Origin of the sequence: Cryobacterium sp. N21 (genome assembly GCF_002929575.1) — a bacterium.
Classification (GTDB): Bacteria; Actinomycetota; Actinomycetes; order Actinomycetales; family Microbacteriaceae; genus Cryobacterium; species Cryobacterium flavum.
On the sequence record NZ_PJJQ01000019.1, the window covers coordinates 1 to 20,746 of the forward strand.

Annotated in this window: 19 protein-coding genes and 1 pseudogene; 15 read left to right on the forward strand and 5 right to left on the reverse strand. The window is 62.8% G+C overall.

Going from position 1 to position 20,746, the window contains the following annotated elements:
- The first annotated feature begins 497 nt into the window (after positions 1-497).
- The 8 genes and pseudogenes from CXY77_RS00870 to fdxA all read left to right on the forward strand — a co-directional run.
- A complete protein-coding gene (locus tag CXY77_RS00870) occupies positions 498-710 on the forward strand; it encodes a heavy-metal-associated domain-containing protein (RefSeq protein WP_092112330.1) in 213 nt (70 codons plus the stop codon).
- Positions 711-832: 122 nt separating this feature from the next.
- Positions 833-1,672 (forward strand): heavy-metal-associated domain-containing protein, encoded by an 840-nt coding sequence (locus CXY77_RS00875; RefSeq protein WP_369831279.1) that lies wholly within the window; start codon positions 833-835, stop codon positions 1,670-1,672.
- Positions 1,673-1,742: 70 nt separating this feature from the next.
- Positions 1,743-4,013 (forward strand): cation-translocating P-type ATPase, encoded by a 2,271-nt coding sequence (locus tag CXY77_RS00880; protein WP_092341430.1) that lies wholly within the window; start codon positions 1,743-1,745, stop codon positions 4,011-4,013.
- A gap of 50 nt (positions 4,014-4,063) precedes the next feature.
- The gene (locus tag CXY77_RS00885) at positions 4,064-4,339 is read left to right on the forward strand and encodes a hypothetical protein (protein ID WP_092341431.1); all 276 of its coding nucleotides are present in this window, start codon (positions 4,064-4,066) and stop codon (positions 4,337-4,339) included.
- 94 nt (positions 4,340-4,433) lie between these two features.
- Positions 4,434-4,751, forward strand: coding sequence for a metal-sensitive transcriptional regulator (locus CXY77_RS00890; protein ID WP_104129417.1), 318 nt, complete (start codon positions 4,434-4,436; stop codon positions 4,749-4,751).
- A 60-nt stretch (positions 4,752-4,811) separates the two neighbouring features.
- Positions 4,812-5,966, forward strand: a complete 1,155-nt coding sequence (locus CXY77_RS00895) for an FAD-dependent oxidoreductase (protein WP_092341433.1) — start codon at positions 4,812-4,814, stop codon at positions 5,964-5,966.
- On the forward strand, positions 5,967-7,232 hold the full coding sequence (locus CXY77_RS00900; RefSeq protein ID WP_104129418.1) for an MFS transporter: 1,266 nt from the start codon (positions 5,967-5,969) through the stop codon (positions 7,230-7,232).
- Positions 7,229-7,538: pseudogene (gene fdxA, locus CXY77_RS00905) on the forward strand (ferredoxin); the annotation flags it as partial. The gene CXY77_RS00900 and the pseudogene fdxA, both read left to right, overlap by 4 nt.
- A gap of 360 nt (positions 7,539-7,898) precedes the next feature.
- On the opposite strand, the gene CXY77_RS00910 reads toward fdxA, so the two are convergent.
- The gene (locus CXY77_RS00910) at positions 7,899-9,089 is read right to left on the reverse strand and encodes an MFS transporter (protein ID WP_255409955.1); all 1,191 of its coding nucleotides are present in this window, start codon (positions 9,087-9,089) and stop codon (positions 7,899-7,901) included.
- An 87-nt stretch (positions 9,090-9,176) separates the two neighbouring features.
- Between CXY77_RS00910 and CXY77_RS00915 the strand changes: the two genes are divergently transcribed.
- The 7 genes from CXY77_RS00915 to CXY77_RS00945 all read left to right on the forward strand — a co-directional run bounded on the left by CXY77_RS00915 (position 9,177) and on the right by CXY77_RS00945 (position 15,741).
- On the forward strand, positions 9,177-9,617 hold the full coding sequence (locus CXY77_RS00915) for a helix-turn-helix domain-containing protein (protein ID WP_255409956.1): 441 nt from the start codon (positions 9,177-9,179) through the stop codon (positions 9,615-9,617).
- A 326-nt stretch (positions 9,618-9,943) separates the two neighbouring features.
- Positions 9,944-11,434, forward strand: coding sequence for an MFS transporter (locus tag CXY77_RS00920; protein WP_104129419.1), 1,491 nt, complete (start codon positions 9,944-9,946; stop codon positions 11,432-11,434).
- 267 nt (positions 11,435-11,701) lie between these two features.
- Positions 11,702-12,013: a metal-sensitive transcriptional regulator gene (locus CXY77_RS00925; protein ID WP_092112347.1), complete on the forward strand. Its 312-nt coding sequence runs from the start codon at positions 11,702-11,704 to the stop codon at positions 12,011-12,013.
- Between the two features lie 168 nt (positions 12,014-12,181).
- Positions 12,182-12,505, forward strand: a complete 324-nt coding sequence (locus CXY77_RS00930) for a metalloregulator ArsR/SmtB family transcription factor (RefSeq protein WP_233197148.1) — start codon at positions 12,182-12,184, stop codon at positions 12,503-12,505.
- A 26-nt stretch (positions 12,506-12,531) separates the two neighbouring features.
- Complete coding sequence (locus CXY77_RS20455) at positions 12,532-12,672, forward strand: hypothetical protein (RefSeq protein ID WP_233197149.1); 141 nt, start codon at positions 12,532-12,534, stop codon at positions 12,670-12,672.
- Positions 12,673-13,232: 560 nt separating this feature from the next.
- Positions 13,233-15,413, forward strand: a complete 2,181-nt coding sequence (locus CXY77_RS00940; protein WP_369831280.1) for a heavy metal translocating P-type ATPase — start codon at positions 13,233-13,235, stop codon at positions 15,411-15,413.
- A 16-nt stretch (positions 15,414-15,429) separates the two neighbouring features.
- Positions 15,430-15,741, forward strand: coding sequence for a metal-sensitive transcriptional regulator (locus CXY77_RS00945; RefSeq protein ID WP_092341439.1), 312 nt, complete (start codon positions 15,430-15,432; stop codon positions 15,739-15,741).
- Between the two features lie 107 nt (positions 15,742-15,848).
- Here CXY77_RS00945 and CXY77_RS00950 read toward each other — a convergent pair whose 3' ends face one another.
- From CXY77_RS00950 to CXY77_RS00965, 4 genes are all read right to left on the reverse strand, one after another.
- Positions 15,849-16,373, reverse strand: a complete 525-nt coding sequence (locus CXY77_RS00950) for a glyoxalase/bleomycin resistance/extradiol dioxygenase family protein (protein ID WP_104129421.1) — start codon at positions 16,371-16,373, stop codon at positions 15,849-15,851.
- A gap of 916 nt (positions 16,374-17,289) precedes the next feature.
- Positions 17,290-18,477 carry an MFS transporter gene (locus CXY77_RS00955; protein ID WP_092341441.1) on the reverse strand — a complete coding sequence of 396 codons (1,188 nt, stop codon included), beginning with the start codon at positions 18,475-18,477 and terminating at the stop codon, positions 17,290-17,292.
- Positions 18,478-18,733: 256 nt separating this feature from the next.
- The gene (locus CXY77_RS00960; protein WP_092341442.1) at positions 18,734-19,231 is read right to left on the reverse strand and encodes a universal stress protein; all 498 of its coding nucleotides are present in this window, start codon (positions 19,229-19,231) and stop codon (positions 18,734-18,736) included.
- 39 nt (positions 19,232-19,270) lie between these two features.
- Positions 19,271-20,701, reverse strand: coding sequence for an MFS transporter (locus CXY77_RS00965; protein WP_092341443.1), 1,431 nt, complete (start codon positions 20,699-20,701; stop codon positions 19,271-19,273).
- Positions 20,702-20,746 lie beyond the last annotated feature (45 nt).

The window sequence follows — 20,746 nt, forward strand, 5'->3', positions numbered from 1 at the left end:
CCATGACTGGGCAGTTTTCATGGCCACCAGCGGGCATTACTAGTGGCCGCCAGTGGGCCGTTCCTCATGGCCCTTGACAGGTGTACGAGTTTGAGTTCTTCGCATGCCACTGGATCGGTGACGTTCATGAAAGTCGCCCGGCGCACGACGATGGGCTGAGACATGAATAGGGTGCTGCCCGTGACTCGTGTCACCACACGCGGAGCGCCGGGTGCTCGCGACTGCCCAGGAGAGGCTCTTGAAGCAAGTTGATTCATGATGAGCCGCGTTTTGGCGGGGGCCGGCTGATTCGCGGCGTCAGATTCGTGGCGTCGCACGAGACGAGGCCGCGAAGAGCGCTCCGCCGTCTGAAGTTCGCAGCACGGACGAGTGCCTTCTGGTATCGAATAACGGTAGCCAGCGTCCCAGCACCCCCAATTGCGGAATACCCCGTCGGGGTATAGTGTTGGCTCACACATACCCGGTACGGGTACCAGCAAACGGGAAGAGGATATGCGATGGCCACGAACGAATACCAGGTGACGGGCATGACCTGCGGGCACTGCGAGATGTCGATTCGTGAAGAGGTCGCCGAGATCGCCGGGGTCGAGGACATCCAAGTGAGTGCGCAGACGGGCAAGCTCGTTGTCACGAGCTCCGACTCCGTCGAGGATGGGCAGATTCTGGCGGCCGTGGCGGAGGCGGGCTACTCGGCGGTGCGGACGGTATGAACGCGGGCGCACGGCTTGCTCTGTATGGGCTCGGGTTGGTGGTGGCGTTCGGCGGTGCATTCGGTCTCGCTGACGCCGTTATCCCCACGAGTGTTGTAAGCGATTGGACGAAAGGCACTGAAATGAACAATCACGATGACGGCCACGATTCCGGCGCAACCAGCGTCAATGGTTCGACGAGCGCTACTGCGGACAATTTGAAGGGCCTTGCGCTTGGCCTCAACGGGTATGTGCTGTCGCCCGTTGAGGCTCCTGCGGGGATTGGCGAACCCGGCGAGTTGAGTTTCCAGATTCAGGATGCGTCGGGCACACCGGTCACGGAATATACGACCGCACACGATAAGGACCTGCATCTGATCGTGGCGCGGTCCGATGGCAGTCAGTTCCGTCACGTTCACCCGGTGCTGGATGTATCCACGGGCACGTGGTCGTTGCCGTGGGAATGGGCTGCAGCCGGGAGCTATCGAGTGTTTGCAGACTTCACGCCGGCAGGTGCAGATGCATCCGGTCTGACGCTCACACGCACTGTTCAGGTGGCGGGGGAGTTCGCTCCCGTGGCACCCCAACCGACACAGGTTGATCAGGTCGGCGGCTTCACGGTTTCCCTCGATGGCGACCTAGTAGCGGGTTCAGCGAGCGAACTCATGCTCACCATCACGCGTGATGGTGAGCCGGTTACCGCCCTGGAACCGTATCTGGGTGCGTTCGGTCACCTCGTTGCGTTGCGTGACGGCGACCTCGCGTATCTGCACGTGCACGCCGAGGGCGAAGAACCCAGAGCCGGTGAGATATCCGGTCCGGAGATCGCGTTCGCAGCCGAGGCCCCGACCGCGGGCCGCTACATGCTGTACCTGGATTTCCAGGTCAACGGCCAGGTGCATACCGCCGAGTTCGTGCTCGATGCTACTCACGGCGATGGCGCGACAGGCCCCGATGGCGAATCACACGAGGACGGGCATTAATCGTCGAGTCTCGCCTCTGCTGCAGCTGATGGCTGCAGCACTCAGCCACAGCTAATAGAAGGAATAGTACATGAGTACATCAGCGCTCCCGAGTATGGGGACAGGCGTCGAGTTGGAGATCGGCGGGATGACCTGCGCTTCCTGTGCGATGCGGATCGAGAAGAAGTTGAACAAACTCGACGGTGTCATTGCGACCGTGAACTACGCGACTGAGAAGGCGAAGGTCACTGTCCCGGACGGGTATGACCCGGCGCTGTTGATCGCCGAGGTCGAGAAGACGGGGTACTCGGCCGTGATGCCCGCTCCCAAGGGCCAGAAGAAGGACGGTGCAGCCGCCGGTGACGCTGACGACGCGGACCCGGAACTGCTGTCGCTGCGCAATCGGCTGATCGGCGCGATCGTACTGACCGTGCCCGTGATCGCGATGGCGATGATCCCCGCTTTGCAATTCACCTACTGGCAGTGGGCCTCGCTCGCGCTGGCTGCTCCCGTGATCCTCTGGGCGGCGTGGCCATTCCACAAGGCCGCGTGGACAAACCTCAAGCACGGCGCCGCGACGATGGACACTCTCATCTCCATGGGCACTTCCGCCGCGTTCCTCTGGTCGCTGTATGCGCTGTTCTTCGGCACCGCCGGCACCCCGGGCATGACACACCCGTTCGAGTTCGCGTTGGCACCCTCCGATGGTGCGGCGAACATCTACCTCGAGGTGGGCGCTGGTGTGACGATGTTCATCCTCGCCGGTCGGTACTTCGAGAAGCGGTCGAAGAAGCAGGCCGGTGCTGCCTTGCGTGCACTGCTCGAGCTTGGCGCGAAAGAAGTTGCGGTACTACGCGGTGGGGTCGAGACGAAAATCCCTGTTGAGGATCTGCAAGTTGGTGACGAGTTCCTCGTGCGTCCGGGGGAGAAAATCGCCACCGACGGTGTCGTGGTCTCCGGCACGTCAGCAGTGGACGCATCCATGCTTACCGGTGAAGCGGTCCCGGTTGAGGTCTCCGAGGGCGACACCGTCACCGGCGCCACGACGAACGTCGGCGGTCGACTCGTGGTCCGTGCGACCCGGATCGGCTCGGACACGCAGCTGGCGCAGATGGCCCAGCTCGTCGAGGACGCTCAGACCGGAAAGGCCGAGGTGCAGCGCCTCGCCGACAGGATCTCCGGCGTGTTCGTGCCGATCGTGATCGTAATCGCGTTCGTCGCACTCGGCGGCTGGCTCGGCGCGGGATTCCCCGTGACCGCGGCGTTCACCGCCGCAGTTGCCGTACTCGTGATCGCGTGCCCCTGCGCGTTGGGCCTGGCAACGCCGACGGCACTGCTGGTCGGCACTGGCCGTGGCGCGCAGATGGGTGTACTCATCAAAGGTCCGGAAGTGCTGGAATCCACCCGCAAGATCGACACCGTCGTGCTCGACAAGACCGGTACGGTCACCACCGGCAAGATGACCCTGGTCGACGTGGTTGTCGAAGCCGGCACCGATCGTACCGAACTGCTGCGGCTGGCCGGTGCGTTAGAGGATGCCTCGGAGCACCCGATCGCGCAGGCGATTGCCAAGGGTGCAACGCAGGAAGTCGGCGCGCTGCTGACCCCTGAAAGCTTCGCAAACATCGAAGGCAAGGGCGTGCAGGGCATTATCGATGGCCACGCCGTACTGGTTGGCCGTGATTCGCTGCTCGCCGAGTGGTCTCAGAAACTGAGCCATGAACTGACTTCCGCCAAGGCACGCGCTGAGGGCGAAGGTAAAACCGTGGTCGTGGTGGGCTGGGACGGGCAGGCGCGCGGCCTTCTCGTCGTGGCCGACACGGTCAAGCCGACCAGCGCCGAGGCGATCGCACAGTTCAAGGCGATCGGGTTGACTCCGATCCTCCTCACAGGAGATAACGAAGCCGTCGCCCGGCAGATCGCCGCAGAGGTGGGCATCGAGGAGGTCATCGCCGAAGTGCTCCCGAAAGACAAGGTCGACGTGGTCATCCGACTTCAGAAGGAAGGGAGGATCGTCGCGATGATCGGCGACGGCGTCAACGATGCCCCCGCCCTGGCCCAGGCCGACCTCGGACTTGCCATGGGCACCGGCGCCGACGTCGCGATCGAAGCATCCGACATCACCTTGGTGCGCGGCGACCTGCGCAGCGCGGTCGACGCGATCCGCCTGTCCCGCAAGACGCTCGGAACGATCAAGACCAACCTGTTCTGGGCGTTCGCCTACAACGTCGCGGCGATCCCCGTCGCGGCGCTCGGAATGCTCAACCCCATGCTTGCCGGGGCGGCAATGGCGCTCTCCAGCGTCTTCGTCGTCGGCAACAGCCTGCGCCTGCGCGGGTTCAAAAGCGTCGCTAAGCACTAACGCAACCACCCCCACACCACCAACAGAAAATGCGAAAGGAATCACCCAGCATGACGAACGACCTCGAGGCAACCTCCAGCTGTTGCAGCACCACCGCACCCAACCCCGCCACGGCAGGAAACGGCCGCGAGAACCTAATGGGCGGCAGCACGAGCGACGATATGACCACCTGCCCGGTCATGGTCGGCAACCCCGTCAGCAAGAAGGCCGCAGAAGCAGTCGGTCTCTACCGCGACCACGAAAGCGAGCGGTACTACTTCTGCTGCGGCGGATGCGGGCCAGCCTTCGACTCAGACCCCACCAAATACGCCGCCAACATGGCATAACACACGGACGCGGGGTTCACGGCCCACTCTCGCGCGCCGTGAACCTCGCTGACCGGAACGGAACCGAGGACACTGCCCAACCGCCGAGGCACAAGTGTCTCCATGCCCAACCAGCCGGCATGACGCGGCGAACCACGGCTACATCACCGACAAGAACTCGTACCGCAACCGGCTCAGGCGCTTCGAAGGTCAGGTCCGTGGCATCGACCGGATGATCGACAAAGAGCGCTACTGCATTAATATCCTCACGCAGATCTCTGCCATCACCAAGGCCGTCGACAGCGTTGCGCTCGGCCTGTTGGACGATGGTCTTCGCCAGTGCGTCCTCGACGCCGCTGCCGCTGGGCAACAGGTCAGTGAGGTCACGATGGCCGAAGCGTCTGACGCAATCGCCCGACTGGTGCGCTCCTAACACAGGAGCAGCAATCAGCACGCCGCAACCGCACTCACCCGAAACCGGAGGACGCAACACATGACCGCACACCATGCCGTGATACTCGGCGCCGGAGCGGCAGGCACAGCCGCCGCTCGCGCCCTCGCCAAACAGGACAATATTACGATCACTCTCGTCGGACAGACCGACGAGACCCCATACACGCGCATGCTCATCAAAGACGTGGCCTTCGGCAGGATCACGCCTGATTTCGTCGGGCTGCCCATGCCGCGGGCCGATTTCATTGCGGACACGGCCGAACAAATCGACGCCGAAACGCGAGAGGTGCGCCTGGCCTCGGGTAGGGCGATCATGTACGACTCGCTCATCGTCGCGACCGGAAGTCGAGCGCGCCGCCTCGACGCCAACCTTCCGGGCGCGGAACAAGCCGCGCAAGAGGGAACCCTTATCGCCCTGCACTCGCTCGATGATGCCGTGCGAATCAGGGACGCGGTCCTCGCGTGCGGCAAGCCCGCGCGCATTGCGATCTATGGCGCTGGACTGATCGCGTCCGAGACGGCGTCGGCGCTGCAGGAACAAGGTCACCAGATCAGCCTCATCGCCCGCAGCACGCTGCCTGGTATTGCCACATTCGGGAGGTCCGTTGCCGCGCGCGTTGCCGCCGATCACCAGTCCCGAGTGACCACATACTTCGGCCGCACCATCAGCCGGATCCATCCTGAAATTGATGCGACAACCGTCACCCTCGATGACGGAACCGACCTCTCCGCCGACCTCGTCATCATCGCCCTCGGCACGACGCCCATCGCCCCCGCACCGTGGCACGACAGCGTCGACGTCGATGATCGACTCCGCGCACACGACTTCGAAAGCGTATACGCGGCGGGAGGCGTGACAGTGCATCACGACAACCACCTCGGAACCTGGCGCATCGACCACTGGGACGACGGGGCCGCACAGGGAACACACGCCGCTCAGATGCTGCTGTACGTCCTCGGCCGAGGCGAGGACCCCGGCCCGTACCGGCCCCGCAGCGCCCACATGGCCATGATCTACGGCCGGATGATCGCCGGAGTTGGCTACACCGGACACCCGGAGGACACACCCATCGAGAGCGCCGAGGAATTCATCGTTCTGCACGAGCACGGAGGCGCCGTAGTCGGTGCAAGCGGCATCGACGCCGTGGGCGCGGTCTACCAATGGGGCCAGCGGCTCCATGAGGTCTATCCCTAAATGTCAGAGATACCCATCCCGGGACGCCGCCGAAGCTTCAGCTTCGCCATCATAGCGACCATGCTGCTGATGGTTGCCGCCAGCGCACCGTCTCCGTTCTACCCGCAGTTCGCCGAACAACTGGGGTTGCTGCCGGTCGCGACCACGCTAATCTTCGCCGTCTACGCATTCACGATGCTCGCGGCCCTGCTGCTCACAGGAGCACTATCCGACGTCGTCGGCCGACGCCCCGTCATCACGGTCGGGTCCGTGCTGCTGGCCGTGAGCCTCGTGATGTTTTGGCAATCCGGCGGCCTGACCATGTTGCTCGTGGCCAGGGCGCTCCAGGGGGTCGCTGCCGGCCTACTACTCCCCGCCTTGTCGGCAATGGTGGTCGACTTCGCGCCTCCCAAGCACGCGGAGGCAGCATCGCTGTGGAACACCATCGCGGCCATGACCGGGCTCGGAATCGGCGCGATCACGGCAGCGATCGTTCTCGATCTCACAGTCAACCCCGCCGGCGCCGTGTTCGGCTCGCTCGCTATCGTGTTTCTTCTGATCGCCGCACTGGTATGGGCGACTCCAGAAACGTCGCGCTCGGCTCGCCTGCGCGTCACGGGCACCACGTTGAGGCTGGCGGTTCCCGCGTACCTGCGTCGTGCGCTCGTGGTGGCCGTTCCCGCCATCATCGCCGGATGGGCAACCAACGGTTTGTTCCTCGCCCTCGGATCTTCCGTTGTCAAGAGCGAGTTCGGTGCGACGACCCACGCGGGGCAGAGCATCGCCATTCCGATCTTCGCGGTCTCGGGCATTATCGCATCAGTCCTCCTTCACCGCCGGTCGGCCCGCGTCGTCAGCGTGTACGGAACGTCCGCTCTTGGCATCGGCACCGCCCTCAGCCTGGGAGCCCTGGCGCTGCACTCACTCCCCGCTTACCTGATCACCGTGGCGGTAGTCGGAACCGGCTTCGGGACAGCGTTTATGGGGGTTTTGAAGACACTGATGCCGCGTGTCGATCCGACCGAGCGCGCGGCAGTTATGGCGGTCATCTACACCGTCTCGTATCTCGCCTTCGGTGTGCCCACCATCGTCGCAGGTCTGCTCGTTCCCATTATCACGCTCCAGGGAGCGATGATCGGCGTCGGCGTCGTGATCGTGGTGCTCTGCCTTGTCGCGACCGTGAAGCGCGTCCGCATCCGAGACCGTTCGCGCACGGATCCCCACGGCCCAGTGCCACACGAAAACGTCCAGGCGGTACCCGCGAAAAGCAACGGAGTTATTCGATGACGTATGTGATTGCCTTCCCTGCGTGGACGTCAAGGATCGCGCCTGTATCGACGAGGGCCCTGTCGACTGCATCTACGAGGGTGATCGGATGCTGTACATCCACCCGGACGAGTGCGCGGACTGCGGCGCCTGCAAGCCGGTGCGCCCGGTAAAGGCGATCTGCTACGAGAATGATCTGCCCGATATCTGGGCCGACTACTACACGGCCGACGTTGAGTTCTTCAACGACCTCGGATCCCCGGAACCGCATCAAGGGTGGGTCCAACTTTCAGGGACCACTCCACTCCTGCGCCAATACTTCCCCAAGGGCACCGACCACTCAATCCACTCTTCCGAGGAACTCGACTGGGTCGCCGCGGAGCTCAAGGACCGACCACGCAAACGCCTACAATTTCAGAAACCGATCGAAGCAATCGGCGAACTCTTGTTGCAATAACCGCTTGAATCCGCCACCTATGGGCTTCGACACACCTGGGTTACGAGGCGTCCAGTCGGCGGTGGCGATTCACATGCAGCGTCGGCCTGATTCGCCGTTTTCTATTGCGGGTTGGCAACACCGCGGGCGTGGTTGGGAACGCCTACGGATGCACTTCGCGCCGACCCACCAACGTCCGCGGGTACCGATAGTCGTGCCGGCAGGTGAACCTTCACTGAGACAGAGTGAATCTATTTTCTGAGGTGATCGGGGCAAGCAGCGCGTTTCGCGCTTCGCAAGCTGAGCACCCAAGTAACTAGCCCACCGGCTGCGAAGGCAGCTCCAAGACTGACCGAGCCCCGCCAGTCTGCGGTGGCATATACGGCGGTCGTGGCAGCGGCTCCGAGGGCAGAGCCGGTGGAGTAGAAGACCATGTAGGCACCAATGGTGGTGCTGACGCGGTTGGCATAAAAGGTCGTGAGGATGTGCTGGTTGCTGACGTGGACGGCTTGGACGGCAAAGTCGAGCAGGATCACTCCGAGGATCAGCAGGACAAGTGACCAGGTGAGCTGTCCGATCGCGAGCCACGAGGCGAGCAAAATCACTACCGCGATGCCGGTGGTGCGGTTCGCCTGCCCGGCGTCTGCCCAGCGACCAGCTCGGGCGGCGCCGAGGGCACCAACAAGGCCAGCGATACCGAACAACCCGATCTGCGTCTCGCTGAGATACCACGGCGAACCGGCCAAGGGAAGGGCCAGGCCGCTCCATAGCGCCCCGAAGGACGCGAACAGAAAGAACGCGATCAGCCCGCGACTGAGAAACACCGGCTGGGTAAACAGGCCAGCGAACGAGCGGAGCAGGAGCCCGTATTTAGAGGCACTTGAGCGGACATCGGCGGGAAGCAAGAGCGGCACCAGCAACGCGAGAATCGCAGCGAGGACCGCCAGAACGATGTAGACGCCGCGCCATCCCCATAGGTCGGCGAGGAATCCTGCGAGGATCCGCGCACCAAGGATCCCGATCACTACACCTGAGGTCACGATTCCCAGGGTACGGCCGCGCTCGGAAGGAGCCGAGAGCTCCGTCGCGTAAGCAACCGCTGTTTGCACCACAACGGCGAACAGTCCTGCTATCGCGAGTCCTGCGAAAACGACCCACGCAGTAGGGGCGACCGCGACAACGACCAGGCTCGCTGCTACCAAGGCAAGGTGGAGGACGATCAGCCGTCTGCGGTCAAGCAAGTCTCCCAACGGCACCAGGAAAATTAGGCCGACGAGATAGCCGAGTTGACCGGCGGCCACGAACCAGCCCACCGCATCGACCGAAACATCCAAATCAAGGCCCATCTGGCCGAGGACAGGTTGGCCCGCGTACGTGCTCGCCACCGCAACCCCGCAGACAACAGCAAGAAGTAGCCTCGTTCGCTCATTGATACCAACCACCCCATTCAGTTGCAATTTGCTACTTAATTGAATCTAGAGCAGAATGATTGCATTCTGCAACTCAATGGAGGCGTGATGGGACACGATATGACTGCGAACATCGCGTGGACAGACCCGAGATGCCCAGTCGCTCGCACAGTTGACCTGGTCGGCGATCGGTGGAGCCTGCTAGTCATCCGTGACGCGATGGATCGCGCCCGCTCGTTCACCGATTTCCAGCAGCGGACTGGCATCGCCCGCAACATCCTCGCTGACCGACTCCGCAAACTCACCACATACGGACTACTCGAACAAGTCGATGCGCCATCGGGCAAACGCAAGCTCTACAAACTCACCGACGCAGGCAAAGACCTCTTTTCCGTCATTGTCACGCTGCGACAGTGGGGCGAACGTCACGCGTTTGTCGCTGGAGAAGATCATTCGGTGCTGGTAGACGACAATGACGCTCGCATACCGGAGTTCGTGCCGATGTCCTTTGACGGCACGCCACTGACGAGCGACAACACACACGTCCAGCCTGCAGAATGACCGGAACAACGCTCGGCACGAATTCCAATCAGACGAGCGCCCGTAAGCCGGTCGATCACAGGGGCATATGACTTGGCGCGATAGCGCCTTCGACTTCGGGGCGCTCCATGAGTGGCATTCCTTCGAATCATTCGGACGAATTCTCCAGTGAGCTGCTGGCGCAGGCTACTAGCGCTGCGCCCAGCGACTTGGTAGGACCCGGCAGAAGAAGATCGCGTCGCATCGGGAATACCCCAGGGGGGTACTTGGTTGCAGCGTGCATGGCGTGACGAGCCGATACAGATCGACCCGAGCACCACGAACCGCAACGGGAAGGAGCTGCAAAAATGAAAAAGTTGCCATTAGCGATTTGGGCAATGGTCATTGGTGCATTCGCAATGGGAGCCGATGAGTTCATCGTCGCCGGAGTCGTTAGAGAGATTTCCGAAGACCTCAACGTCACGTACGGGCAGGTCGGCGCGCTGGAGAGCATGTACGCGCTCGGCGTGGCGATCGGTGCGCCCGTGTTTACAGCGATCGGTACCAGGTTCGGACGGCGGTCCATGTTGCTGCTGACGACTGCAGTGTTCCTCCTCGGCAACACGCTGTCGGCGCTGGGCCCCAGCTACGAGCTGATCATGGCCGGACGGGTGGTCTCTGCCACAGCCCATGGTGCGTTCCTCGGAATTGCGGCCGTCTTCGCAGCGGAACTTGTCGACGCGAAGCGGAAGGGGCGGGCGGTAGCGATCGTCTTCTCCGGGCTTACGGCATCTACGGTGCTCGGCGCTCCGCTCGGTGCCGCAGTCGGTCAGGCCTTCGGATGGCGGTTCACCTTCTGGACCCTGGTCGTCTTCGGAGGGATCGCACTGATCGGACTGCTCACCTCGCTGCCGCGAACCACGAAGCATGAGGTGCTCTCGTCCGACGTGCAACACCACTCTCATGAACAGGTCGATGCGCACGCCCACGAATCCGCAGGAGGGCATGGGCGCGTCGAGCACGTCGACATTCCTGCTGCTGCGGAGGACCACGACCACGCCGTGCCGGCACCCGGAAGCGAGTTCGAGGGACTTGACGCCCACGCCCTCGCGCACCTCGGTGGTGGCGGCCATGGACCCACCCTGCGAGAGCAGCTCACCGCCCTCACCCGGCCTGCTGTGTGGGGAGCGCTGCTGACCACACTGCTCGGTTACGGCGGTGTGTTCACTAGCTTCGTCTACCTCGCACCTCAGTACACTGAGGTCACCGGATTCGACGCGGCATGGGTCACCCCGCTCTTGCTGCTGTTCGGAGCGGGCCTGTTCGTCGGAAACGCTCTTGGTGGTGAGCTCGCCGACAAGGCAATCATGCCGACAGTGCTCGGCACGCTCGCAGCTCTGGCGGTAGCGCTCTTCGCGATGACCTTCGCCATTCAGAACCCGATCACCGCAGTGATCATGACCTTCGTCTTCGGGGTGACCGCGTTCTCCGTCGTCGCACCCCTTCAACTGCGGGTCATGAACGCCGCCGGTCACGCACCGGACGTGGCGTCCGCCGCGAACATCTCGGCATTCACCCTCGGCAGCGCTATCGGAATCACCCTCGGTGGCGCAGCCATCGACGGTGGACTGGGCTTGGCATCGGTGAACTGGATCGGCGGGCTGATCACCACGACCGGGCTGATCATTGCGGTGGTCACCTGGGCGCTACTCGACCGTCGCACGAGCGCTGCGTCGCACGATCTCGGCCACGCCCATGACCACGAGGCTGGGTCAGCAGGCGTAGCGCACGACCACGGCGACACCGCAGCGCATCATGGCCCCGTCCCGACCGGACACGAAGCCCATCACCACCACTGAGCAGCGTTCGCTGAAACTCACAGGGCCGTCCCGTCACAGTCAGGCGGGACGGCCCTGTTCGATATCGACAGAAAGGCTCATAGTCCAGGCGCACTGCTCCAAAATACTAGACAGTGACAGACCAGTGGGCACGATCAGACTCAGCAGGCAGACGGGGCCTGTAGCCTATCAACGGTTAGGACGCGCTCCACTGCCGACCGGGGTAATCTCAACTTCGCCACACGCACCCTGCCCTATCTTGAACCGCGAGAACCTAAGGAACGTACGATGTCACCCTCATCCGAGCCATCCACACAGCCACACGGCTATATCAGCGACAAGGACCAATATCTCAAGCGAATGGGGCGTATCGAGGGGCAAGCCCGCGGCATCTCCAAGATGATCAACGAGGAGAAATACTGCATAGACATCCTCACCCAGATCAGCGCCCTCACCAGTGCGCTGCAGGTCGTCGCACTCGGCCTGCTCGATGACCACCTCTCGCACTGCGTCCTCGACGCGGCGAAGCTCGGTGAGGACGAAGCTGCGACAAAGATCAAGGAAGCCAGCGACGCGATCCGTCGACTCGTCCGCTCCTAATCAACACCTGTCGTCACTTCGGTACGAGAGACGCCAAGCGCACCCGCTGATAACCCAGGCGCAGCTCCTCTCGCCTCCTCTATACGTATATGCTCACGGCATCGCCGCTTGTTACCCGGTACCGGTGAGGGGTTTAGTGGAGGGATGCACGCAGATGCTCATGGTGCCGTGACGTACGATATTGTCTACCTTCTACCCGCCGTCGACGTCGTCGCTGAGCTTGCCAATCCGGTCCGGATGAAAATCATTCTCGCGTTGCGGGAGACGGAAATGTCAGCGAATCATCTCGCCGACATCGTCGACGGATCCCCTCGCATCGTGGCTCGCCAGCTTGCGCGGCCGAGCGCGGCAGGCATCGTCGCCGAGCGTAACCACGGGTTGAGGGTCTTCTATTGCCTAGCCAACGAGCATGTAGCGGACCTCGCGATCAACGGCGTCCTCCAGGCCCAGCACGCCGTTCCGACCGAACCCGATACCCGTCCCTCGCCCTAGACTGTTCGAAGTGTAAAGGAGTCACCATGCCCCGCCTTCCCCGCCTCACGCCTGCGACCGCTGTAGGAGCCTCGCGCGATCTGCTCGGCGAGCTAGTGGACCGGCACGGTCAGGTCGGCGCCATGGTGTCAACGATGGCGCACTCGCCAGCCGTACTCGGTGGCTAGCTGCAACTCAGTCGTTCCATGAGGCCTGCCAAGCTCGATCGTAAGATCAGCGAACGCATCTCGATCGCCGTTCAGGCTCAACAGGGATGCGGCCTGTGACTGCAGTCGCACATCGTCGCCGCTCGCTCGGCATCAGTGAGGAGGAGATCGAGCTGGCGCAGAAAGGGTCGTCTGCCGATGCCTCCTGGCTGCAATCATTGCCCTTGGCCTCCAGGTATATTAAGAGCCGACGTCGATCACCGACAAGCAGGTCAACAGCATCCGTGCCCAGGACTACAGCGACCGTGAGATTGCCAATGTCGTCGGCATTGTCGCACTCAACATCCTCACGGGAGCGTTCAACCTCCTCGCAGGGCTCACGCCGGGCGGGCATGACTGAGGTGCAGGGCAAGTATCGAGAGACTGCAACCAAACGTCGCTATACCTTGTGGCGAGCCCAGAGTTGCAACGGTGCGAAACCTGAGCTCGCCGCGGTCTCGGTTTGGCTTCACAATACCTGCTCGGCTCCTTCAGAGGACACCACCTAGCCTTTATACCCTAACGGGGTATACCCTAGTGGTATGCCGATGCCACCAGACCACGATGCGCACCATGTTTCCGATCTCACCCGTGAGAAGCATGAAGGACACGAAACTCCTATGACAGGTTCCGGCCGTGGGGAGCATTCGAATCACTCCGCTCATGGTGGGCAGGCGGGGCCCTCCGATCACGAGACCCCACTGGGGCATTCCGGTCACGGCGAACACGGAGCGGGTCATGGCGGTCACGGTGACCACGTGGGGCAGTTTCATCGGCTGTTCTGGATCAACCTGATCATCGCCGTCCCGGTGGTGACGTTGTCGCCCATGTTCGCGATGATCCTTGGTTACGACGTCCCCGGGTGGGCGACGTTCATCGCCCCCCTCCTCGGCACCGTCATGTATGTGTGGGGTGGGTGGCCATTTCTTACCGGCGCGGTCAGCGAGGTCAAGGGCCGCAAGCCCGGCATGATGCTGCTGATCGGCCTCGCGATCACGGTGGCGTTCCTGGCCTCGTGGGGTGCGACCCTGGGGCTGTTGGACCACGAACTGGAGTTCTGGTGGGAGCTGGCACTGCTGATCGTCATAATGCTGCTCGGTCACTGGGTCGAGATGCGTTCCCTTGCGCAGACCACCTCCGCCCTCGACTCCCTAGCCGCGTTGCTGCCCGACGAGGCTGAACGCGTGGAGGGTGACCTGATCGTGAAGGTCGCTCCTGCTGAGCTGCGGGTTGGTGACGTCGTCGTCGTGCGGCCTGGCGGCAGCGTTCCGGCGGACGGCACGATCGTCGACGGCAGTGCCGCGATGGACGAGTCCATGATCACCGGCGAGTCTCGCCCTGTGGGCCGTGGTATCGGGGACACCGTGACCTCGGGCACCGTCGCGACGGACTCGAGCCTGCGGGTGGAGATCACAGCCGTCGGTGACGATACCGCCCTGGCGGGCATTCAGCGGCTGGTAACCGAGGCGCAGAACTCCTCCTCCCGTGCGCAGCGGATCGCCGATCGCGCCGCGGGTCTGCTGTTCTGGTTTGCACTCATCGCCGCCGTCATCACGATCGCCGTCTGGACGCTTGTGGGCAACTTCGATGCTGCGGTTGTGCGCAGCATCACCGTTCTGGTGATCGCTTGCCCGCATGCGCTGGGGCTGGCGATCCCGCTGGTGGTATCGATCGCGACTGAGCGCGCCGCGCGTGGCGGCGTTCTGGTGAAGGATCGTCTTGCGCTGGAGAGCATGCGCACGGTCAACGCGGTCCTCTTCGACAAGACCGGCACGCTCACCAAGGGCGAACCCACCGTCACCGCCGTGCAGCCGGCGTGCGACCTGGACGCGGACCAGGTGCTCGCGATCGCCGCAGCCGCCGAATCCGACAGCGAGCATCCCTTGGCCAAAGCGATCGTGCGCGCCGCTCACGACAAGAAGCTTTCGCTGCCGACGGCGTCAGGGTTTTCGTCTTCCCCCGCGGTCGGTGTCACAGCGACAGTGGGCGGACGAGAGGTTCGTGTAGGTGGACCGAAGTTGCTCGACGAGGTCGGTGCGTCGGAGATCGTTCACGCCGACCAGTGGCGAGACGAGGGAGCGATCATTCTCCACGTCGTCCAGGATGGTGCTGTCATCGGCGGCCTCAAGCTCGCCGACGAGATCCGGCCCGAATCCCACGACGCCGTCGACGCCCTCCACAAGCTCGGCGTCGAGGTGGTCATGATCACCGGTGACGCGCAGGCCGTGGCGGACGCGGTCGGCGCCGAACTTGGTATCGACCGCGTCTTTGCCGGCGTCCGTCCCGAGGACAAGTCCGCCAAGATCGAGGAGCTGCAGAAGGAAGGCAAGAAAGTGGCGATGGTCGGTGACGGCGTCAACGACGCTCCCGCCCTCGCAAAGGCCGATGTTGGCATCGCGATCGGCGCGGGTACGGACGTCGCGATTGCTTCTGCCGGAGTCATCCTCGCCAGCTCTGACCCGCGCTCGGTGTTGTCAGTGATCGAGCTGTCCCGCGCCACGTACCGCAAGATGAAGCAGAACCTGTGGTGGGCCGCCGGATACAACCTCTTGTCCGTGCCGCTGGCCGCGGGAGTGCTCGCACCGATTGGTTTCGTCTTGCCGATGTCGGTGGGGGCGATCCTGATGTCGTTGTCCACGGTCGTGGTCGCTCTCAACGCGCAGCTTTTGCGCCGCATCGATCTCGGCCCCGAAGCAAGCACCCGGGCCATCCTGGGCCGCTAGAACGAAGGAACTGAAAATGACCACAATGCCCCTCACACAAGTACACCCGCACGGGTACATCACGGACAAGGACAAGTATCTTCAGCGGCTCCGTCGGATCGAAGGACAGGCTCGAGGAATCTCTCGGATGGTCGATGAGGAGAAATACTGCATCGACATCCTCACGCAGATCAGCGCGCTCACCAGCGCCCTGCAGGCTGTTGGCTTGGGGCTACTCGATGACCACCTCAAGCACTGCGTGCTCGACGCCGTCCGCATGGACGGCCCCGATGCGGAAGTGAAGATCAAAGAGGCCAGCGCCGCGATCGCCCGCCTCGTCCGGTCCTGACCGGCAAACGGGCGGTCAGCCGTCCTGGTGCTTCGCGCGATGCAGCAGCGTATCCAGCCCGAACTCGAGCCGCGACTCGAACGGGCCGTCCATCAACAGCTCCCTTATCATCGGCAGGGCAGGGCAGGGCAGGGCAGGGCAGGGCGGGGCAGGGCAGGGCAACGAGGACTNGGGGCTTTCTGCTCCGCAAAGCTCCGGCCCGTACGCTCGTTCTGTGTGCCATTGCGACACTGGAACGTCACGAAATGGGTGGCCGAAGTCCAGACGTGCACTTCTGGATCCGTTACCGAGAATCGCCTCTCCCCGTCAGCGTGGTCTTCGAGCTCGCTCGTGATCACCGCGCCGGCGGCGCGTGCCCGCGCGTAAGCGGCATCGACGTCGTCGACCTGCACGTGGATCTGGACGGTGGTGGCTCTGACGTGTTTCGGGCTGCGATAGGACGGGCCGGGGTCGCCGAGCATGATGGTGCCGTTACCACGGCGCATCTCGGCGTGACTGATGGACCCGGATGGGTCGTCGTGGCGCAGTGTCTCGGTGAAGCCGAAGCCGAAGCCGAAGCCGAAGGCGCGGGAAAGGAACACCAGCGCCGATGCTACATCTTCGTAGAGCAGGTAAGGGTTGACTGCGTTCATGGAGCTTTTTGCCTGTGAGTGCGCTGAGGCATAATTCGGGGTCAGAGCGGAAAATGTGCGACGCCAGCCGTGTGGCCGTTATATGAAAACTTTGGTCACGTACTCGTCGGCGGTGAACGGTGTCCCTTGCCAACGACCTTCGCTAGTGCCGTGGGCGAGCACCACAGCGACTTCCCCGTGACCCTCGCTTCGAGCACTTCGAAGGCCATCGCGGAATGGGTCAGATCCCCGGACTTGACGACTACGAGAAGTGGCGCAAGGCCCCGGTCCGCTTTTAGGGGCAACGATTGCCCAATCAGGTTCCGCACATGACCTGATCCGGGCTGCATCGTTGGCAACGATGACGTCGGCCCACTGGTCGAGCAGCGCTTGGAACGTCTCGAGAACGCCGGTTCCTATGCAGCAATCCTTTGCAAAGTCTGAGAGCCTGTCAAGGCGCTGCGTGGCCTTTTGGCTTGCGGGCCATTGCATGGTATACAAAGGTCTCGAGTTTCGAACGAGATGCGTTGTTCTTTGCCATTATTTTCGTCTCAGACCAGGAACTTTCTGGGACGTTGATGATTGCGGATACCGAAGCGAGCATGGCGATCATGATCGCCGCCGCGGCGATGACGAGGTAGCGAAGGTGGATGGTTGTGCCTTCATGGGGGAGAGAGTCGGATCAATCCAGGGTGAGGCGGATGACTGCAATTACAACCAACCATTCGGCCGCGAGGGTGACGGTGCCACGAGGCTTCTGCGTGAGCGCTTTTTACGGGATCGTTGGGCGTCTGCGCAGTCCAATTGTCTCTCGGCCCTGCGGCAGCATGCTCCACGGCCGGGCTAAAGTACGTTGACTACTCCTGCAGAAGGATCACTCTTTGAGTGCGCGAAGCCCACCACTTCTTTTCAACGTAGAACCGGGAGCGATGGACTGCTATCGACTCTTGTCGGTGGCGACTCTTAGCCCTCGTGTGGCGATCAATGCGGCCGGGATGAGAAGGAGGAAGTTGAGTTGCATGGCGGGAATGAGGCCAATCATTCCTTGGAGGATCCCAGAGCCGATGTAGAGCAGGCCGGCCAGACCGCTGCCGATTCCGATGACTACCCCGGCAGCGGCCGTCGGAGCGTTCGGGTTCAGCGTCTGCGCAGCCACGATGAGCAGCGGTTGACTCGCATACAACATGAACCCGGCAACCGCTCCAGCGATCAACGTGCCGCCTCCCGCCGGGAGTAGGAGAACGACCAAGAACGCAGCGGTGGCAGCAAGCAACGAGGCGACCGTCGTGGTGATGCCACCGATGCGTGGTGACATCACACCGCCCGCCACTGCGCCCAGCGCCGCTGCGATGGAAAAGGCGGCAAGCGTCCAGCCAAGAAGAGGGGCATTCGTTTCGATGCGGTGTTCGTTGACCAGCCATAGTGGAACGGCGCTGGTATAGGTGAGAAACGCCAGGTTGATCAAGGTTGATGCGAGGGTGAGGAAGATCGTTTGCCGGTTGAATGCGGACTTGACGAGTCGGAGCCGGGTGCGCCGAATGGCATGAGGTTCGAAATCGGGCAGCAGCAGGTAAACCAACACGGCGAGTATGAGACCGGGAACCATCAGCCAAGGGGTCATGTGAATGCCGAATTGCGAAATCAGATAGAGAATCAGGACCGGGCCGATAGCGAAGCCGACCATTCCTCCTGCGGTGAACAGTCCCACGGCCAGGCTCGGATTCTTCGACGCCGCGCCGCCGACGATGCTTGTCGAGATCGGGTGCAATGCGGCGGAACCGAGCCCGCCAAGCAGAAGTAGAAGGATGAGTACGAGCACTGTCGGGGCCACCCCGATAAGGCTCAAAGTGATGGCGGCGAGGGCGACACCGATTGCGGCGATCTGGCGCAGCCCGACACGGTCAGCGACGGATCCCAATACCGGCTGAGGCGCCGACGAGCTGATGCTGAACACCGCGACCAACACCGCGAGGAGGATCGGGCTTGCCGAGAACTTCACTTCCAGTGTGGGTAACAATGCTCCGAGAACCGCTGTGAGAGCATCGTTGGCCGCGTGTGTCAGTGCCAGGAGCACGGCAATCCACATGCCACTGATAGAGCCGGGACGGGTAATCACATGAGGCATAACGGTACTTCTTTCACTGACGCGGCGGCTGGAACCGTGAGGAAACCGGTCGGGGCTCGACGCTCAGCGCATGCCAACCCCGTCCATCTCGGTGGGGGACACCTGCCAGGAACGATCGGTGCCAGAGACCGTCGGGAACTAGGAAACCTGATTGCGAGATCGCTGTTCGGTCGACTCTGCGTGCTACGCCCTTGATTGCCGGATCCGTCATGCATCTCTGCCTGACAGACCCGGCACGAGCGCCGTCGGCGATTTCCTACTCAGCGGGCGTTGCAACCCGGCTATTGCGGCGAGCTGCTGCCACAGCATCCGACGGAATCACGAGGGTCGGGCGGGTGGCATGGTGAAGCACGCTCGCCGAGGTGCTCCCCAGCAAAGTCGCTTTGAATCCGCGCCGGCCGCGGGAACCGAGGACGATCAGATCGACGTTCAGTTCCTCGGCGGTGTCCACGATGGCCTCGGAGGCGGTGGCCATGGTGGAGGAGATGAGAGGCTCGGCGATCAGGCCGAGGTCGCGGGCCAGCTGCGCGCCGTCGGCCGCGATCTGTTCCGATACGTCGAGCGCTGCCGCGTCGAGACCCTGCAGCTTCTCCAGTGCCGGATGGCCTTCCAAGTGCGCTGCGAAGCCTTCCAGTGGTTGGCGGGCATAGAACAGCACCGCGGTCGCGCCCGGAAAAAGGCCTGCGACGGTGTGCATTGCACTTTGCGCGTTGGGTGAACCGTCGTAGGCGATGAGTAGTTTCGGAGTGGACATGTGTGTTTCCTTCCTAGTGATTAATCGTTGGGGTAGTTGTTAGACCGAGATTGATGCGTCGGATGCCCTAACGGATGCCCGTGGCTTCGTCATCGCGATTGCGGTGATGATTGCTCCGAGTAGAGCGAGGACTGCTGCGCCGATGAAGGCCGCAGAGTACCCCTGAGTTAGCTCTACCTTGGAGGCGTCAGTGCCGGCGATGCCGTAGACGATTGCCGTGAGGACGGCGAGGCCGAGCGCGGATCCGATCTGATAGCTGGTGCTGACGAGTCCTGAGGCGACACCGGTCTCGGCGGGCGGTGCAGCGTTGATGGCGGTACCGAGCGAGGGAACGAACGCGAGTGACATTCCGAGGGCAGCCAGGAGCGATGCGGGCAGAACATCGACCGCATAGTTGCCGTCGGGGCGAACGAAGGCGAGCCATACCATTCCTCCTGCCAGCAAAAGGAGGCCGCTGACGATCAGCGATTTCGCGCCGAATCTCTCCTGCAACCGAGGCGCCAACGCGATCATGACGATAACGACGAGACCGGTCATCGGGAGAAGTGCGGCGCCGGCGGCGAAGGCGCTCGCGCCGAGCACCTGCTGCAGATACAGGTTCAGGAAGAACCACATCGATACCCAGGCCGCACCCAACATCAGCTGGGCACTGTTAGCGGCCCCGAGCAGGGGTGCGCGAAGCAGGCTGAGGCGTAGCAGCGGGTTGCGGCTGCGCGCCTGGATAATGAAGAAGATCACGAGCAGGACGATGCCTGCGGCCAGCACGCTGAGGGTGGACCACGTGAGCCAACCGACTTCCGGGGCATTCACTACGGCGTAGACAACTGCGGCGAGCCCGACTGTCACGGTGAGGGCCCCGCCGATGTCGATCGACCCCGATGCCTTTCGGACAGTTCGGGGAAGTGCCGTTGCTGCGAACGCGAGGACGAAGACCGCGATCGGAATAGTGACGTAGAACACCCACGGCCAGCTCGCATACTCGGTCAGCACTCCGCCGAGGAAGACGCCAGCCGTGCCGCCGATTGGCGCCGCTGCGCCGTAGACGGCAAATGCCTTGGGCAGATCGGAGGTGCCGCCAAAGAGCATCATCAGCAGGGTCAGCGCCGCTGGCGCGATCATTGCGGAACCGGCACCTTGGATGGCGCGGCTAGCGACCTCGAGCCCGACGTTGCTGGCGGTTCCCGCCATCACCGATCCCGCGATCAGGACGAGCCAGCCGAGCACGAAAATTTTGCGGGCGCCGAATGCATCAGAAAGGCGACCTCCTAGCAGGAGGAGGCCACCGAAGGCAACCACGTAGGCATTGAACACCCATGACAGGGACTCTGGCGTGAAGCCGAGATCTCGCTGAATATCGGGCAGAGCAACACCGATGATCGAGGTGTCCATGATGACGACGAACTGCGCTGTGGCGATCAGCACGAGGCCGAGCCACCGCTTTGCCGGTGATATGGGTGGGTGGGTAGACATGGGTTTTCCTCCTGAGAAGCTGTGCCGGCGTACCCGGTCGGGGTG